11 protein-coding genes are annotated in these 17945 nt (G+C 68.6%); 9 read left to right on the top strand and 2 right to left on the bottom strand.

Annotated features, from left to right (window positions below; all coding sequences use genetic code 11):
• From CON77_RS01725 to proB, 8 genes are all read left to right on the top strand, one after another.
• Positions 1-2734: molybdopterin-dependent oxidoreductase (locus tag CON77_RS01725; protein ID WP_101047199.1), on the top strand; the 2734-nt coding region annotated here is incomplete at its 5' end.
• A gap of 94 nt (positions 2735-2828) precedes the next feature.
• Positions 2829-3263: a universal stress protein gene (locus tag CON77_RS01720; RefSeq protein ID WP_101047198.1), complete on the top strand. Its 435-nt coding sequence runs from the start codon at positions 2829-2831 to the stop codon at positions 3261-3263.
• Between the two features lie 116 nt (positions 3264-3379).
• The gene (locus CON77_RS15815) at positions 3380-10138 is read left to right on the top strand and encodes an excinuclease ABC subunit UvrA (RefSeq protein ID WP_157826821.1); all 6759 of its coding nucleotides are present in this window, start codon (positions 3380-3382) and stop codon (positions 10136-10138) included.
• A 436-nt stretch (positions 10139-10574) separates the two neighbouring features.
• Entirely contained in the window at positions 10575-11666 is a 1092-nt protein-coding gene (locus CON77_RS01705; protein WP_232788363.1) for a YeeE/YedE family protein, read from the top strand.
• Positions 11667-11756: 90 nt separating this feature from the next.
• Positions 11757-12068 carry a 50S ribosomal protein L21 gene (gene rplU / locus CON77_RS01700; protein ID WP_101047194.1) on the top strand — a complete coding sequence of 104 codons (312 nt, stop codon included), beginning with the start codon at positions 11757-11759 and terminating at the stop codon, positions 12066-12068.
• A gap of 13 nt (positions 12069-12081) precedes the next feature.
• Positions 12082-12339 (top strand): 50S ribosomal protein L27, encoded by a 258-nt coding sequence (gene rpmA / locus CON77_RS01695; RefSeq protein WP_101047193.1) that lies wholly within the window; start codon positions 12082-12084, stop codon positions 12337-12339.
• A 93-nt stretch (positions 12340-12432) separates the two neighbouring features.
• Positions 12433-13611, top strand: a complete 1179-nt coding sequence (cgtA, locus tag CON77_RS01690; RefSeq protein WP_101047191.1) for an Obg family GTPase CgtA — start codon at positions 12433-12435, stop codon at positions 13609-13611.
• A 78-nt stretch (positions 13612-13689) separates the two neighbouring features.
• The gene (proB, locus tag CON77_RS01685) at positions 13690-14862 is read left to right on the top strand and encodes a glutamate 5-kinase (RefSeq protein WP_101047212.1); all 1173 of its coding nucleotides are present in this window, start codon (positions 13690-13692) and stop codon (positions 14860-14862) included.
• Positions 14863-14886: 24 nt separating this feature from the next.
• Here proB and CON77_RS01680 read toward each other — a convergent pair whose 3' ends face one another.
• Together CON77_RS01680 and CON77_RS01675 are read right to left on the bottom strand one after the other, a co-directional pair.
• Entirely contained in the window at positions 14887-15417 is a 531-nt protein-coding gene (locus CON77_RS01680; protein ID WP_101047189.1) for a CNP1-like family protein, read from the bottom strand.
• Positions 15414-16043 carry an RNA pyrophosphohydrolase gene (locus CON77_RS01675; RefSeq protein WP_101047188.1) on the bottom strand — a complete coding sequence of 210 codons (630 nt, stop codon included), beginning with the start codon at positions 16041-16043 and terminating at the stop codon, positions 15414-15416. Before CON77_RS01675 ends, CON77_RS01680 begins: the two co-directional genes overlap by 4 nt.
• 130 nt (positions 16044-16173) lie before the next feature.
• On the opposite strand from CON77_RS01675, the gene CON77_RS01670 reads away from it, so the two are divergent.
• Positions 16174-17919 carry a proline--tRNA ligase gene (locus CON77_RS01670; protein WP_101047186.1) on the top strand — a complete coding sequence of 582 codons (1746 nt, stop codon included), beginning with the start codon at positions 16174-16176 and terminating at the stop codon, positions 17917-17919.
• Positions 17920-17945 lie beyond the last annotated feature (26 nt).

Raw genomic sequence — 17945 nt, 5'->3', positions numbered from 1 at the left:
GCACCTGTGCCACAAGCCCGGTCTGCCCAGCGCTGGCAACTGCCGCGCCTGTGTGGTGGAGGTGGCCGGTGAGCGCGTGCTGGCGGCCTCGTGTTGCCGCGCGCCCCAGCCCGGCATGGCGGTGCGCACCGACACGCCCCGCGTGCAGGCTGCGCAGCGCACGGTGCTGGAATTGCTCAACGCCGACGCGCCCGACACCACCCGCCTGAAGCGCGACAGCGAACTGGCCCGCTGGACCGAACGCACCGGCGCCCGCAGCGACCGCTTCGCCGCGCGCGGCCCGTCCCAGGCCGCGGCGCAGGCACGTGGCACCGACGCCTCCCACCCCGCCATGGCGGTGAACTTGGACGCCTGCATCCAGTGCACCCGCTGCGTGCGCGCCTGCCGCGACATCCAGGGCAACGACGTGCTGGGCCTGTCCTTACGTGGTGGCCAGGTGCAGGTCGTGTTCGACCAGGGCGACCCCATGGGCCAGAGCACCTGCGTGGCCTGTGGCGAATGCGTGCAGGCCTGCCCCACCGGCGCCCTCGCGCCCGCCAATGGCGCTTACGCCCGTGCGGCCGATGCCACGGTCGATTCGGTCTGCCCCTACTGCGGCGTCGGCTGCCAGCTCACCTACCACGTAAAGGACGGGCGCATCGACCACGTGGAAGGCGCCCCAGGCCCGGCCAACGAAGGCCGGCTGTGCGTGAAGGGCCGCTTCGGTTTCGATTACGTGCACAGCCCGCAGCGCCTGACCCGCCCGCTGGTGCGCCGCGCCGACGCGCCCAAAGACCCCGCTATCCTCACCCAGGGGCTGGACGGCCGCACCGACCAGGCCACCCTGCGCGCCCAGTTCCGCGAAGCCAGCTGGGACGAGGCGCTGGACCTGGCCGCCGCCGGGCTGCGCCGGGCGCGCGAGGCCCAGCCGGTCAAAGGCCGGGGCGCCGCCGTGGCCGGTTTCGGCTCGGCCAAGGGCACCAACGAAGAGGCTTACCTGTTCCAGAAGCTGGTCCGCACTGCCTTCCACACCCACAACGTGGACCACTGCACCCGCCTGTGTCACGCCTCCAGCGTGGCGGCGCTGATGGAAGGCATCGGCTCCGGCGCGGTCAGCAACCCGCTGCGCGACGTGGCCCACGCGGACTTCGTGCTCGTCATCGGCGCCAACCCGGCGCAGAACCACCCGGTGGGCGCGAGCTGGATCAAGAACGCGGTGCAGCGCGGCACGAAGCTGGTGCTGGCCGACCCGCGCCGCACCGAGCTGTCGCGCCAGGCCTGGCGCACGCTGCCCTTCCGCCCGGGCAGCGACGTGGCGCTGCTCAACGCCATGTTGCACGTCATCGTCAGCGAAGGCCTCACCCACCCCGCCTTCATCGCCGAGCGCACGCTGGATTTCGACCGCCTGAAAACCCACCTGACCGACGGTCACACCGACTTCAGCCCCGAAGCCATGGCGCCGGTCTGCGGCATCGACGCGGCCACCATCCGTGAAGTGGCCCGCGCCTACGCCACCAGCCGCGCCAGCATGATTTTGTGGGGCATGGGCGTGAGCCAGCACACCTACGGCACCGACAACGCGCGCTGCCTGATCGCGCTGGCCATGGTCACCGGGCAGATCGGCCGCCCCGGCACCGGCCTGCACCCGTTGCGCGGCCAGAACAACGTGCAGGGCGCCAGCGACGCCGGTCTGATCCCGCTGGTGCTGCCCGATTACCACCGCGTGGCCGAGCCCGCCGCCCGCGCGCGCGCCGAAACCCTGTGGGGCCTGCCCTTGGGCGACCTCGACGACCAGCCCGGCCTGACGGTGGTGGAGATCATCGACGCGGTGTACGACGGCCGCATACGCGCCATGCTCATCCAGGGCGAAAACCCGGCCATGAGCGACCCCGACAGCCACCACGTGCGCGAGGCCCTGAGCCGCCTCGACCACCTGGTGGTGCAGGACATCTTCCTGACCGAAACCGCCGCCTTCGCCGATGTGGTGTTGCCTGCCAGCGCCTGGCCGGAGAAGACCGGCACCGTCACCAACACCGACCGCACCGTGCAACTGGGCCGCAAAGCCGTGGCCTGCCCCGGCGAGGCGCGCGCCGACGCCTGGATCACCGAACAGCTGGCGCGCCGCCTGGGCCTGCACTGGGCCTACGGCATTGCGCCGGACGGCAGTGGCGCCGAGGCGGACTCCGGCATCGGCCGGGTGTACGAAGAAATGCGCGCGCTGATGGACTCCATCGCCGGCCTGTCTTGGCAGCGGTTGCTGGCGCACGGCGCCGTCACCCACCCGGTGCTCACCCCGGACGACCCGGGCCAGCCCATCGTCTTCACCGACCACTTTCCGACGCCCACCGGCAAGGCCCGGCTGGTGCCGGCCGAGCTGCGCGAACCGGCCGAGCGCCCCGACGCCGAGTACCCGATGGTGTTGGTGACCGGGCGGCAGCTGGAACACTGGCACACCGGCAGCATGACGCGGCGCAGCAAGGTGTTGGACGCGCTGGAATCCGGCCCGACCGTCAGCCTGCATCCCGGCACCATCGCGCGCCTGGGCTTGCAGGCCGGGGCCCCCGCGGTGGTCTGCACCCGCCGGGGGCGCATCCAACTGGCGGTGCGCGCCGACGCCGGGTTGCTGGCCGACGTGGCCTTCATCCCTTTCGCCTACGTCGAGGCCGCGGCCAACCTGCTGACCAACCCGGCGCTGGACCCGGTCGGCAAAATCGCCGAAGTGAAGTACTGCGCGGTGCGGGTGACACCGGCTTGACCTGGCGCAAGGGGCGCCGCCAGGGCTTGTGATTAAGATGCGGGGCAGGCCCGCCCGACCAGGGCGCGCCGCCCACACCGACGAGGAGTAACGCATGTTCAAGAAAATCCTGGTGCCTTCCGATGGTTCCCAACTGGCCCACAAGGCCGCCGAATTCGCCGCCGACCTGGCCCAACAACACGGCGCCCAGGTGGTGGGCGTGTTCGTGATCGATCCCTTCCCCTACATCGGCATCGGCGACGCATCCGCCGTGGGCCTGCAGGCCTACCTGGCCGAGGCCAAGGCCGCCGCTGGCCAGTCGCTGGAAGACATCCGCCAAGCCTGCGCCGCCCGCGGTGTGAGCTTCGAGGGCGACACCATCGAGCGCAACGTCACCTACGAAGGGATCATCGAAACCGCCGAGGCCGAAGGCTGCGACCTGATTGTCATGGGCTCGCACGGGCGCAAGGGTGTGGAAGCGCTGATCCTGGGCAGCGTGGCGCAGAAGGTGCTGACGCATGCCAAGGTGCCGGTGCTCATCACCAAGTGATCCCGCCAGGTCTGGCGCGGGTGGGCGGCCACACGCCGGGCTCGGGCATTGCCCTGGCCGCGCGGGCACGGCCGGCTTGTTCCTAGAATGTTTGCCTTCACCCCCGAAGGCCGACCATGTCCGAGTCCTGCACGCCCACCGATCTCCCCCCCGCCCGCCCGCTGGTCAGCGGGACGCCGGCCCAGTCCGCACCGGCCGATGGCACCGGCCTGATCCGCATCCGCGGCGCGCGCCAGCACAACCTCAAGCACGTCGATCTGGACATCCGCACCGGCGAGCTGACGGTGGTCACTGGCCCCAGTGGCTCGGGCAAGTCCAGCCTGGTGTTCGACACCCTGTTCGCCGAAGGTCAGCGCCGCTACGTCGAGACCTTCAGCGCCTACGCGCGCCAGTTCCTCGACCGCATGGACAAGCCGGCCGTGGACAAGGTGGAAGGCGTGCCCCCGGCCATTGCCATCGATCAGACCAACCCCGTTCGCTCCTCGCGCTCCACCGTGGGCACGATGACCGAGCTGAACGACCACCTCAAGCTGCTCTACGCGCGCGCCGCCCAGCTGTTCGACCGACGCACCGCGCGGCCCGTGCGGCACGACTCGCCCGACACCATCTTCGAAGAGTTGCGCCAGCGCGCCGAGGCGGCGGGCGATCCGCGCCTGGTGGTGACTTTCCCGGTGGAGCTGCCCGCCAGCGCCACGCCCGAAGACATCGAACAGTGGCTGGCCGCCAGCGGCTTCACCCGGGTGCAGGCCGAGCGCGTGGTGACACGCCCCGTGGCCTCGGCGGGCGAGGGCGCCACGGGCCAGGCCGGCGCCAGCAAAACCGGCAAAGGGGCCAAAAGCGCCAAGGCCCAGCCGGCCGACGCCACCGCCGACCGGCAGCTGCGCGTGCTCGACGTGGTGGCCGACCGCTTCCGCTTCAGCGGCGCCGAGCGTGCCCGCGTCATCGAGGCCATCGAACTGGGCCTCAAGCGCGGCAGCGGGCGGTTGACCGTCTACGCCCTGCGCCCGGCGGGCGACGATGGCGTGGAGCCCGAACCCGAACTGTGGAAGTTCTCCACCGGCCTGCACTGCCCCGAGAGCGACCTGCGCTACGCCGAGCCGCTGCCGTCCCTGTTTTCGTTCAACTCCGCCGTGGGCGCGTGCGACACCTGCCGCGGTTTCGGGCGCGTCATCGGGGTGGACCTGGGCCTGGTCATTCCCAACGACAAGCTCACCCTGCGCGGCGGCGCCATCAAGCCCATGCAGACCCCTGCCTGGCAGGAGTGCCAGGACGACCTGATGCGCCACGCCGAGGCCGCCGGCATTCCGCGCGACACCCCCTGGTACCAGTTGAGCGAGGCGCAACAGCATTGGGTGATCCATGGCTCGCCGAACTGGAACGGCAAGTGGAACCAGCAGTGGTACGGCGTGTACCGCTTTTTCGAGTACCTGGAGAGCAAGGCGTACAAGATGCACATCCGCGTGCTCTTGTCCAAGTACCGCAGCTACACCGAATGCCCGGTGTGCGCGGGCGCGCGCCTCAAGACCGAGAGTTTGCTGTGGCGCCTGGGTTCCAAGGCCCAGGCGGACGCGGTGCTGCCGCCTGCGCAGCGCTTCATGCCGGTGGGGGTGGAGTGGACGCGGGAACAGTTGGAGGCGCTGCCGGGCCTGTGCCTGCACGACCTGATGCAGCTGCCGATCGAGCGGTTGCGCCGGTTTTTTGGGTTGCTGGCGGGAGGTGCTGAGGAGGTGTTGGCGCCCGCTGCTGAGGTGGGGAGAATGCCGAGCACCTCATACCGTCCGCTGCGCGGCCAAAAATCGGTGCCCGGCATTCCCCCCACCTCAGCGGGATTGGGTGCCAGCGAGGTTGCTGATGTTCTGCGTGCCGATGCCGCCACGCAGGGCGGCGAGGGTGCGGGGGGCGACAATTTCTGCTCGCAGTATGCGGAGCCCCCCGCACCCTCGTCGCCCCACCCAACACGCCACGAGCCAAGCGGAACGACCGCCAGCCCATCGGCCGGCGAAACCCAAGCCCTCAAGCTGTTGTTCGACGAAATCACCACCCGCCTGCGCTACCTGTGTGACGTGGGCATCGGCTACCTCACGCTCGACCGGCAAAGCCGCACCCTCAGCGGCGGCGAGGTGCAGCGCATCAACCTCACCACCGCGCTGGGCACCTCGCTGGTCAACACCCTGTTCGTGCTGGACGAGCCCAGCATCGGCCTGCACCCGCGCGACATGAACCGCATCAACCAGGCCATGGCGCGCCTGCGCAACGCGGGCAACACCCTGGTGGTGGTGGAGCACGATCCCGCCGTCATGCTGGCGGCCGACCGCGTCATCGACATGGGCCCCGGCCCCGGCGAGCGGGGCGGCAGCATCGTGTTCGACGGCACCGTGGCGCAACTGCGCGAGGCCGACACGTTGACTGGCGCCTACCTGGGCGGGCGCAAGCAGGTGGGCTTCGGCTTCAAGCGCATGGTCACCGACGCCACGCCCCGCCTGGTGCTGGAGGGCGCGCGCGAACACAACTTGCGCCACCTCAACGTCGAATTCCCGCTGCAACGGCTGGTCACGGTCACGGGCGTCAGCGGCTCGGGCAAGTCCACCCTCATACAAGACGTGCTGGCCCCGGCGCTGATGCGTCACTTCGGCCAGGCCACCGAATCGCCCGGCGCGCACGACCGCCTGCTGGGCGCCGATCACCTCAGCGGTGTGGTGTTTGTCGATCAATCCCCCATCGGCAAGACGGCGCGCTCCAACCCTGTGAGCTACGTGGGCGCTTGGGACGCCATTCGCGATCTGTTTGCCACCGCGCCGCTATCGCAGCAGCGCGGCTACACGGCGGCCAAGTTCAGCTTCAACAGCGGTGACGGGCGCTGCCCCACCTGCGGCGGCTCGGGCTTCGAGCACGTGGAAATGCAGTTCCTGAGCGACGTGTACCTGCGCTGCCCCGACTGCAACGGCCAGCGCTACCGCCCAGAGGTGCTGGAGATCACCATCGAACGCGGCAGCAGGCTGCTCAATGTGTCCGACGTGCTGGACCTGACGGTGAGCGAGGCCGCTCAACTGTTCGCGCACGACCGCGAGGTCATCGTGGCGCTGCAGCCCATTGTGGATGTGGGCCTGGAATACGTGAAGCTGGGCCAGCCGGTGCCCACGCTCAGCGGCGGTGAGGCTCAGCGCCTCAAGCTGGCGGGCTTTCTGGCCGAGGCCGCCAAGGCGGGCAAGAAAGGCAAGGGCGCTCGTTCGGGTCGCACCGCGTCGGGCCAGCCCCTGGCCACCAAGGGCATGCTGTTCCTGTTCGACGAGCCGACCACGGGCTTGCATTTCGACGACATCGCCAAGCTCATGCGCGCGCTGCGCAAGCTGCTGGAGGCGGGGCATTCGCTCATCGTCATCGAACACAACCTGGACGTGATCCGCGCGAGCGACTGGCTGATCGACCTGGGGCCAGACGGCGGCGACCGGGGCGGCCGGGTGGTGGCCGAGGGCACGCCGGAGGAAGTTCGGTTGCACCCCACCAGTTACACCGGACTGGCCTTGCGCGAGTACGCCGAGGCGGTGGGTGAGTTGTACATGGCGCAAGAGGGGCGGGTGACGGATTACCTACCGGTTCGTGGCGAAGGTGTTTCGTCGTTGGCGCTCGCTGCCGGGTCTGGGGGAATGCCGAGCACCTCATACCGTCCGCTGCGCGGCCAGAAATCGGTGCCCGGCATTCCCCCAGACCCGGCGGGTTCTGGCGCCGAAGAGGCTTTATGTCCTGTGCCTGCCAATGCCGCCACGCAGGGCGGCGAGGGTGCGGCGGGCAACGATTTCTGCTTGCAGCATGAGGCGCCCGCCGTGCCCTCGTCGCCCAACCAGACATCTTCGCCAGCAGTGTCAGGTGCAAAACACGGCCCATCCAGCAACGCGATAAGAATCATCAACGCCAAGGAACACAACCTCAAGGGCCTGTCGGTGGACATTCCCCGGGGCAAGTTCAACGTCATCACCGGGGTCAGTGGTTCGGGCAAGTCCACGCTGGCTTTTGACATTTTGTTCAACGAAGGCCAGCGCCGCTACCTCGAAAGCCTCAACGCCTACGCCCGCAGCATCGTGCAGCCCGCCGGCCGGCCCGAGGTGGACGCGGTCTACGGCATCCCACCCACCGTGGCCATCGAGCAGCGGCTGTCGCGCGGCGGGCGCAAGTCCACCGTGGGCACCACCACCGAGGTCTGGCACTTCCTGCGCCTGCTGTACGTGAAGCTGGGCACCCAGCACTGCGTGCACGACGACACCCCGGTGCAGCCGCAAACGCCCGACAGCATCCTGGCGCAGCTGATGACGGCCTTCCGTGGCCAGCACATCGGCCTGCTGGCGCCGCTGGTGGTCCACCGCAAGGGCGTCTACACCGAACTGGCCGACTGGGCGCGCCCGCGCGGCTACACCCACCTGCGGGTGGACGGCGAATTCCTGCCGACGCAGGGCTTCCCGCGCATCGACCGCTTCAAGGAGCACACCATCGAACTGCCCGTGGGCAGCCTGGATGTGGCCCCCGATCACGAAGCCGAACTGCGCCAGCTGCTGACCCGCGCGCTGGAACACGGCAAGGGCGTGGTGCACGTGCTGTCGGGCCTGGAAGGCTTGCAGGTCGCACTGGACAGCGGTGCCTCAACGGTGGGCATCGGGCGGCTGCAGGTGTTTTCCACGCTGCGCGCCTGCCCGGTGTGTTCCACCAGTTATGCCGAGCTGGACCCGCGCCTGTTCTCGTACAACAGCAAGCACGGCTGGTGCCCGGACTGCGTGGGCACGGGCGTGCAGCTCACGCGCGAACAGCGCAAGGCGTTCGACGATTCCGTGCGCGACGACGACCAGAAAGGCCGCGAGCAGAGCTTTGCCGAGCCCGAGGTGGAAGACGTGGCCGACCAGCCCTGCACCAGTTGCGGTGGCACACGCCTCAACGCCACGGCGCGGGCCGTGAAGTTCCATGGGCAGACCATCACTTCGCTGGCGCGCTTGAGCGTGCGCGATGTGCGCCTGTGGGTGCAGGCCTTGCAACAGGCGCCGCTCGCAATGGCAGGGTATGTGCAGGATGATTCGTCTGCCGTGCAAGGTCTTACCACGCGCGAGGCAGACATTGCCCGCGACCTGCTGCCCGAAATCCAGAGCCGCCTGGAGTTCCTAGAAGAAGTGGGCCTGGGCTACCTCACGCTCGACCGTGGCGCGCCCACCCTCAGTGGTGGCGAGGCGCAGCGTATCCGCCTGGCGGCCCAGCTCGGCTCCAACCTGCAGGGCGTGTGCTACGTGCTCGACGAACCCACCATCGGCCTGCACGCGCGCGACAACCAGATCCTGCTCAATGCCCTGCACAAGCTGGGCGACAAGGGCAACACCCTGGTGGTGGTGGAGCACGACGAAGACACCATCCGCCGGGCCGACCACGTCATCGACATCGGGCCCAGTGCGGGTGTCCGAGGTGGCCGCGTGGTCGCCGAAGGGTCGGTGGCCGATGTGATGGCCGCCGCCGATTCGCAGACGGGGCGCTATTTGCTGCATGCGATGAAGCACCCGCTGCAGGCGCGGCGATTCGTGATGGCGGATGCGGTGGCGCCCGCTGCCGGGGACGAGGGGGGGCCGAGCGCCTCATACCGTCCGCTGCGCGGCCAAAAATCGGCGCCCGACACCCCCTCATCCCCGACGGGTGTGGGCGCCAGCGAGGTGTCCATTTCTGCGCGCGCCAATGCCGCCGCGCAGGGTGGCGAGGGCGCGGGGGGCGACAATTTCTGCTCGCAGCATGCGGAGCCCCCCGTGCCCTCGTCGCCCCACCAGAAGCCCTCAAGCGAAGAGAAACCCATCTGGCTCACCGTCAAAAACGCCAGCCTGCACAACCTGCAAAATGTCACCGCGCAGGTGCCGCTGAAACGCCTGGTCGCCATCACCGGCGTCAGCGGTTCCGGCAAATCCACCTTCGCGCGCGATGTGCTGCTCACCAACGTGGCCGCCGCCGTGCAGATGCAGGCCACCAAAGCCGGCCGCGACGCCTGGCACGCCGGCGAGCGCCCCCAGTGGCAGGGTTGCGAAGGCGTGGTGGGCAGCGAGGCCATCCAGCGCGTGCTGGAGGTGGACCAGACCCCGATCGGCAAGACGCCGCGTTCCTGCCCCGCCACCTACATCGGCTTCTGGGACACCATCCGCAAGCTCTACGCCGAAACGCTGGAAGCCAAGGCGCGCGGCTATGCACCGGGGCGCTTCAGCTTCAACACGGGCGACGGCCGCTGTCCCACCTGCGAAGGGCAGGGCGTGCGCACCATCGAAATGTCCTTCCTGCCCGACGTGAAAGTGCCCTGCGAGGCTTGCCACGGCGCGCGCTTCAACCCCGAGACGTTGGCCGTCACCTGGCGCGGCAAGAGCATCGGCGACGTGCTGCGCATGGAGGTGGACGAGGCCGTGGACTTCTTCGCGTCCATGCCCGGCATCGCCTACCCGCTGCAATTGCTGAAGGATGTGGGGCTGGGCTACCTCACCCTCGGCCAGCCCTCGCCCACGCTCAGCGGCGGCGAGGCGCAGCGCATCAAGCTCGTGACCGAGCTCACCAAGGTGCGCGACGAGGTGGGGCGGCGCGGCCAGAAGGCGCCGCACACCCTGTACGTGCTGGACGAGCCCACCGTGGGCCTGCACATGGCCGACGTGGACAAGCTCATCCGCGTGCTGCACCGCCTGGTCGATGGCGGGCACAGCGTGGTCGTCATTGAGCACGACCTGGACGTGATCGCCGAAGCCGACTGGATCCTCGACCTGGGCCCCGAAGGCGGCGACGGTGGCGGTCGCGTCGTGGCCGCTGCGCCGCCAGAGGCGCTGGTGCAACTGGGCACGCACACCGGACGGGCGCTGGCGCCGGTGCTGGCCCGCACCTGACGGGGCCGGCTGCCCCTGTGTCTGAGTGGACCGCCCCGGTGTCGCCTGATCGACAAATCATCCACATCCAGCCGGCGGCGCCGCCCAAGCCGGCCTTGGGTGCGCCCTGCAACGGCTGTGGCCTGTGCTGCCTGGCCGAACCGTGCCCGTTGGGCATGTTGTTGTCGCGTCGCCGCCGCGGGGCCTGCGTGGCCTTGCGTTGGTCGGCGCCGCAAGGCCGTTACCTGTGCGGGGCCATGGCCGACCCTGCCGACGTGCTCGGGCGCTGGGGGTGGTGGCCCCCCGTGCGCTGGTGGGTCCGGCGCGCGATCTCCGCCGGTCGGGGTTGCGACGCGGCGCTCCAGGTGGATGACTCCCGGGGTTCTTGACCCGCATCAAACCCCGTCCGTGCAGCCTATTTATCATTGCTTGCTTATTCGATGAATAAAGGATGGCGATGAACTGGTCGGCTTGGATCGAGTCCTGGGGTGAGCCCGCCGTGCTGGCCATGGGCGGCCTGCTGTTGGGCCTGAGCTTCGGCTTTTTCGGCCAACGCTCCAAGTTCTGCCTGCGTGCGGCGGTCATCGAGTTCTGGCACCGGCGTTTCGGCGAAAAATTGTCGGTCTGGTTGCTGGCGTTTTCCACCGCGGTGGTCGTGGTGCAGGCCCTGGTGCTGCTGGGGTGGATGGACGTGTCCTCGGCGCGCCAGCTGTCGGCCCGGGGCAGCCTGTCGGGGGCGCTGGTCGGCGGGCTGCTGTTTGGCGTCGGCATGGTCATGACGCGCGGTTGTGCCAGCCGCCTGCTGGTGTTGTCGGCCAACGGCAACCTGCGCGCCCTGTTGTCGGGCTTGATTTTTGCAGTCGTGGCCCAGGCCACCCTGGGGGGCATGCTGGCGCCCTGGCGCGAGGCCATCAGCGCCTGGTGGATGGTGGAGGGCGGAGCCTCGCGCGACCTGCTCCAGCTCATCGGTGCGGGGCCGGGTTTGGGCCTGGCCTTTGGTTTGGTGTGGATGGCCGCGGCCCTGTATTTCGCCGCGCGCAGCGGCGGCGGGGCCTGGAAGTGGGTCGGTGGCATGGCCACCGGCCTGACGGTTGCCGGCGGTTGGTACCTGACCCACCAGGTCATGGTCCATTCCTTCGAGGTGGTGCAGATCCAGGGCCTGACCTTCAGCGGGCCCTCGTCCGAATGGTTGATGCACGTGCTGAACGACCCCCACGGGCCGTGGACCTTTGGCCTGGGCCTCATGCCCGGCGTCTTCCTCGGTTCTTTGGCCGGCGCCCTGGTCGGGCGCGAATGGAAGCTGGAGGGCTTCGGCGGGGGCTACACCATGCCGCGCTACATCGCGGGGGCCGTGTTGATGGGGTTTGGCTCCATGCTGGCCGGCGGTTGTGCCGTCGGCGCTGGCATGACGGGGGGCGCCATCTTCGCCCTCACGGCCTGGCTAGCCCTGGTCGGCATGTGGGTCGGCGGGGGCCTGGCCGACCGGATGCTCGACCACCACCGTCAGCACCCGGCGCATGCCCCCATTCCCGCGACCCCGGCGCCCTGAGCTTGGGGGTACTTGTGCGAGTCGCCTCCTGCGTTTACAATACGCAGTTCGGCAAAAATCCTTTTGCTGGAATCACCAATTGAGGTTCATATGTACGCGGTCATAAAAACCGGCGGCAAGCAGTATCGCGTTGCCGTTGGCGAAAAACTTAAAGTAGAACAGATTGCTGCGGACGTGGGTCAAGAGATCGTGATCGACCAGGTGTTGGCCGTCGGCAACGGCGACAGCATCCAGGTGGGCACCCCCTTGGTCTCCGGCGCAACGGTCACGGCCACTGTGGTCAGCCACGGTCGTGGCGACAAGGTTCGCATCTTCAAGATGCGCCGTCGCAAGCACTACCAGAAGCGCCAGGGCCATCGCCAAAACTTCACCGAGCTGCAGATCGGCTCGATCAACGGCTAAGGAGTAAAGCACCATGGCACAGAAAAAAGGCGGCGGCTCCACGCGCAACGGTCGCGACTCCAAGCCGAAAATGCTCGGCGTGAAGGTGTTCGGCGGCCAGACCATCAGCGCCGGTTCCATCATCGTGCGCCAGCGTGGCACCAAGTTCCACCCTGGTGAGGGCGTGGGCGTGGGCAAAGACCACACCATCTTCGCCACCGTGGACGGCACGGTCAGCTTCGCCATCAAGGGCGCGCTGAACCGCAAAGTGGTCAACGTCACCCCGGCGTGAACCACCGGCTGAGGCGGCTGCGGTCGCCCCGGCACCCCAAGGGCCCGCGCATGCGGGCCTTTTGTGTTTCTCCGATTCAGGGACAATCCAGCCATGAAATTTGTTGACGAGGCCTACATCGAGGTCGCCGCCGGTGACGGGGGCAATGGCTGCGCGTCGTTCCGGCACGAGAAATACAAGGAATTCGGCGGCCCCGATGGCGGCGACGGCGGCCGCGGCGGCCACGTCTACGCCCTGGCCGACGACGCCCTGAACACCCTGGTCGATTACCGCTATTCGCGCAAGTACGAGGCACGCCGCGGCGAACACGGCATGGGCTCCGACATGTTCGGTGCCAAGGGCGACGACATCGTCCTGAAGATGCCGGTCGGCACCATCATCCGCAACGCCGACACCGGCGAGGTGATGCACGAACTGCTGCAGCCGGGCGAAAAGATCCTGATCGCCAAGGGCGGCGACGGTGGCTTCGGCAACCTGCGCTTCAAGAGCGCCATCAACCGCGCCCCGCGCCAGAAAACCCCGGGTCACCCGGGCGAGCGTTTTGAGCTGCAGCTCGAACTCAAGGTGCTGGCCGACGTCGGCCTGCTGGGCATGCCCAACGCGGGCAAGTCCACCTTCATCGCGGCGGTGTCCAACGCCCGCCCGAAAATCGCCGATTACCCCTTCACCACCCTGCACCCCAACCTGGGGGTGGTGCGCGTGGGCCCGGAAAAGAGCTTCGTCGTGGCCGACGTGCCCGGCCTGATCGAAGGCGCCTCCGAAGGCGCCGGCCTGGGCCACCAGTTCCTGCGCCACCTGCAGCGCACCCGCCTGCTGCTGCACGTGGTGGACATGGCCCCGTTCGACGATGCGGTGGACCCGGTGGCCCAGGCCAAGGCCATCGTCAAAGAACTGAAAAAATACGACCCCGGGCTGCACGCCAAGCCGCGCTGGCTGGTACTCAACAAGTTGGACATGGTGCCGGCCGAGGAGCGCGAAGCCCGGGTACAGGACTTCGTCAAGCGCTTCAAGCACAAGGGGCCGGTGTTCGAGATTTCCGCCCTTACCCGCGAAGGCTGCGAGGTGCTGGTGCAGAAGATTTTCCAGCACATCGTGGCCACGCGCGAGGCCGAAAAGCCGCACGTGGAGGTGGACCCGCGCTTTGGCCAGGCCGAGCCGGCCGTGCCCGGCGTTCCCAAGCCGCGCCCGCCGCGCCGCAAAAAAGCCCTGCCGTCCGCGGCCGACGACGCGCCCGCGGACGAGCCCATGGATCCGCGTTTCCGCGACGACTGATCCCTTCGTTCAACCGCTTTTGGGACGGTCCGCCCCGTTGAGGCGGACCGATCGATGACCCCCTTTGCCTCAGCCGCCATGAGCCACGAGTCCTCCGCCCCGGCCGTTGCCGCCCCCCAGTCCGCTCCCGCCGAAGTGCTGCGCCAGGCGCGCCGCATCGTCGTCAAGGTCGGCTCCAGCCTGGTCACCAATGAGGGCCGGGGCCTGGACGAAGCCGCCATCGGCCAGTGGAGCGCGCAGCTCAGCGCCCTGGTGCAAGACGGACGCGAGGTCATCATGGTCAGCAGCGGTGCCATCGCCGAGGGCATGAAGCGCCTGGGTTGGACGGTGCGGCCCAAGGAAATCAACGAGCTGCAGGCCGCCGCCGCCGTGGGCCAGATGGGCCTGGTGCAGATGTACGAAACCAAGCTGCGCGAGCTGGGCCTGGGCAGCGCCCAGGTGCTGCTGACCCACGCCGACCTGGCCGACCGCGAGCGCTACCTCAACGCCCGCTCCACCCTGTTGACCCTGCTGGAGCACCGCGTGGTGCCGGTCATCAACGAAAACGACACGGTGGTCAACGACGAGATCAAGTTCGGCGACAACGACACCCTGGGCGCGCTGGTGGCCAATCTGGTCGAGGCCGACGTGCTGGTGATCCTGACCGACCAGAAGGGCTTGTACACCGCCGACCCGCGCAAGGACCCGGCCGCGCGCTTCGTGCACGTGGCCCGTGCCGGCGATCCCCAGCTGGAAGAGATGGCGGGCGGCGCCGGTTCCCGCGTCGGCACCGGCGGCATGATCACCAAGATCCTGGCGGCCAAGCGCGCCGCCGGTTCGGGGGCCTCCACCGTGATCGCCTGGGGCCGCGAACCCAACGCCCTGCTGCGCCTGGTGGCGGGCGAGCCCATCGGCACCTGCCTGGTCGCCGACACGCCCAAGCAGCAGGCGCGCAAGCAATGGATGGCCGACCACCTGCAGCTGCGCGGTTCGGTCAGTGTGGATGAGGGCGCCGTGGCCAAGATCGTGCAGGAGGGCAAGAGCCTGCTGCCCATCGGCATGACCGGTGTGGATGGCGATTTTGCCCGGGGCGATGTGATCGCGGTGCGCGACCCCCAGGGTGCCGAAGTGGCCCGCGGTCTGGCCAACTACGCCGCCGGTGAGGCGCGTTTGCTGTGCCGCAAGGCCTCGGCCGATTTCGAGCGCCTGCTGGGCTACGCCGCCGAGCCCGAGATGATCCACCGCGACAACTTGGTACTCACCCGCGGGTGAGCGCCTGGGCGGCCTGGAGGGCGCTCAGTCGCGGCTTTTGCCCAGTTTCAGGTCGCGCAGCATGCGCGACACCGGTGCGTTGGGGGTGACGCCGTCGCACAGCCCGGTGCGGGCCAGCACCAGGGCCGGGCGCGATGCGTGCCCGGCGAACAGCGAGCGCCATTCGGCTTTATCAGTGGTGCGCCAGGCACCGCCCGTGCCATCGGCGGCCACGGCCCAGCGCGCGTAGGTTTTCACCTCGGCGCTGGCGCAGCGCAGGCCTTCGTACAGCGCGTTCAGTGCGCCCGCGCGGCTGCGTGCCACCATCACGTAGCGCACCACCCCGTCCTGGCCCAGGCTCAGGGTGGCGGGGTCGATGCCGTACGCGAGTTCGGAGGCGGTCGATATCTGGAAATCGACCAGACCGGTGGTGCGAAAGGCCGGGGCGGCCGGGACTTCGCCTTCTTGCCAGGCGGGGGCGTCGTCGGACAGCTGGGCGTGGGCCGGCGCGGTCCAGGCCAGGCACAGCACGAGTGCGATGCCCGGCAGGGCCCGGGCGTGGGTGGAGCGGTTCATCGGGGCGGGTGTTGCGGGTCGGGGTCGAAGCTCGCGCCCGGGGGCAGCTCCATGTGCAGGGGCAGTCCCGGGGGCAGTTCGACCGGGGTGTCGGCCGGGCCGACGTGGCGGGGCCGCGCATTGCTGCGCAAGAAGCGGTTGCGGTGTTCCGAGGGGCGCGGCAAAAAGCGCGACAACTCCTGCAGCGCCATTTCGTAGACGCCGCGCTTGAACTCCACCACCACGTCCAGCGGCACCCAGTAATCGTTCCAGCGCCAGGCGTCGAACTCGGGGTGGTCGGTGGCACGCAGGTTCAGGTGGTGGTCACCACCCATCAGGCGCAGCAGGTACCAGATCTGTTTCTGCCCCTTGTAATGACCGCGTGCATCCCGGCGGATGAATCGGTCTGGCACTTCGTAGCGCAACCAGTCCCGCGTGCGGGCAACGATGCACACGTGTTCGGGGCGCAGCCCCACCTCTTCGTGCAGTTCCCGGTACATGGCCTGCTCGGGGGTTTCTCCCCGGTCGATGCCCCCTTGCGGAAACTGCCAGGAGTGGGTGCGGATGCGCTTGCCCCAGAACACCTGGTTCCTCTGGTTGAGCAGAATGATGCCGACATTGGGCCTGAAGCCTTCTCTGTCAAGCATAATCAACCCCAAATTTTTAAACTGTCTCGATTATGCATCGTCAAGGTGCGCTTGGGTAGCGTGTCACGGGGTATTCCCGCAGTCGCCGCCGCTGGCCACCGAGGCCGTGCCCGGTCGCACACACGCCCCCATGAAAGCCTCCCAATTCTTCATTTCCACCCTCAAGGAAGCCCCGGCCGATGCCGAGGTGGTGAGCCACCAGCTGATGACCCGCGCCGGCATGATCAAGAAGCTGGGCGCCGGCATCTACACCTACATGCCCATGGGTTTGCGGGTGGTGCAGAAGGTGGAAAAAATCATTCGTGAAGAAATGAACGCGGCCGGTGCGGTGGAGCTGACCATGCCCGTGGTGCAGCCGGCCGAGTTGTGGCAGGAAACCGGCCGCTTCGACAAAATGGGCCCCGAGATGCTGCGCATCCAGGACCGCCACGAACGCGACTTCGTGCTGCAGCCCACCTCGGAAGAGGTGGTGACCGACATCGCGCGCCAGGAGCTGCGCAGCTACAAGCAGTTGCCCAAGAACTTCTACCAGATCCAGACCAAGTTCCGTGACGAGCGCCGCCCGCGCTTCGGCCTGATGCGCGGCCGCGAGTTCGTCATGAAGGACGCCTACAGCTTCGACCGCAGCCCCGAAGCCGCGCAGGCCAGCTACCAGGTGATGGCCGCGGCCTACCGCCGCATTTTTGACCGTTTCGGCCTGACCTACCGCGCCGTGGCGGCCGACAGCGGGGCCATCGGCGGTGACCTGAGCGAGGAGTTCCAGGTGATTGCTGCCACCGGCGAGGACGCGATCGTCTACTGCCCGGCCAGCGACTACGCCGCCAACATCGAAAAAGCCGAGGCCCTGGCGCCGCAAGGCCCGCGCCCGGCGCCGGCCGAGGCGCTGACCAAAACCCCCACCCCGGGCAAGAGCACCTGCGCCGACGTGGCCGAACTGCTGGGTGTGCCGCTGGCGCGCACCGTCAAGTCGCTGGTGCTGGCCACCGACGAAATCAACGAGCGCGACGAGATCGTCAAGAGCACGGTCTGGTTGCTGCTGCTGCGCGGCGACCACGACATGAACGAAGTGAAAGTGGGCAAGCTGCCGGGCCTGGACCTGGGCTTCCGCTTCGCCACCGAAAAGGAAATCGTCGAGCACTTCGGAGCCAAGCCCGGCTACCTGGGCCCGCTGAACCTGCTCAAGCCCGTGAATGTGATTGCCGACCGCGAGGTGGCGGTGATGGCCGATTGGATCTGCGGCGCCAACGAACTGGACTTCCACACCACCGGCGTCAACTGGGGCCGCGACCTGCCCGAGCCCGACCTGGTGGCCGACATCCGCAACGTGGTGGCGGGCGACCTGTCGCCGGACGGTCAGGGCGTGCTGGCGATCGAGCGCGGCATCGAGGTGGGCCACGTGTTCTACCTGGGCACCAAGTACAGCCGCGCCATGAATGCCGCCTTCCTGGACGAAGACGGCAAGCCCAAGCCCTTCGAAATGGGCTGCTACGGCATTGGCGTGACCCGCCTGCCGGCGGCGGCCATCGAGCAGAACCACGACGCGCGCGGCATCATCTGGCCGGACGCGATCGCGCCTTTCACCGTGGTGGTCTGCCCGATCGGCATGGACCGCAGCGAAGCCGTCAAAGCCGCCGCCGAGCGGCTGCACGACGAACTGGCCGCGCTGGGCGTGGACGTGATGCTGGACGACCGCGGCGAGCGCCCGGGTGCGATGTTCGCCGACTGGGAGTTGATCGGCGTGCCGCACCGTGTCACCATTGGCGACAAGGGTCTGAAAGAGGGCCTGGTGGAGTACCAGCACCGCCGCGACGAGGCCGCCACCAAGGTGGCGGTGGGCGAGGTGCTGGCCTTGTTGAAAGGCCGACTGGGGGTGTAAGGTGCAACGGCGGGACTGCCTGGCGT

It is taken from the genome of Macromonas nakdongensis (assembly GCF_002837145.1).
In the GTDB taxonomy this organism is placed as follows: domain Bacteria; phylum Pseudomonadota; class Gammaproteobacteria; order Burkholderiales; family Burkholderiaceae_C; genus Macromonas_B; species Macromonas_B nakdongensis.
Note: the sequence above shows the minus strand (reverse complement) of the source record. Positions and strands in the feature narration are given on the sequence as shown.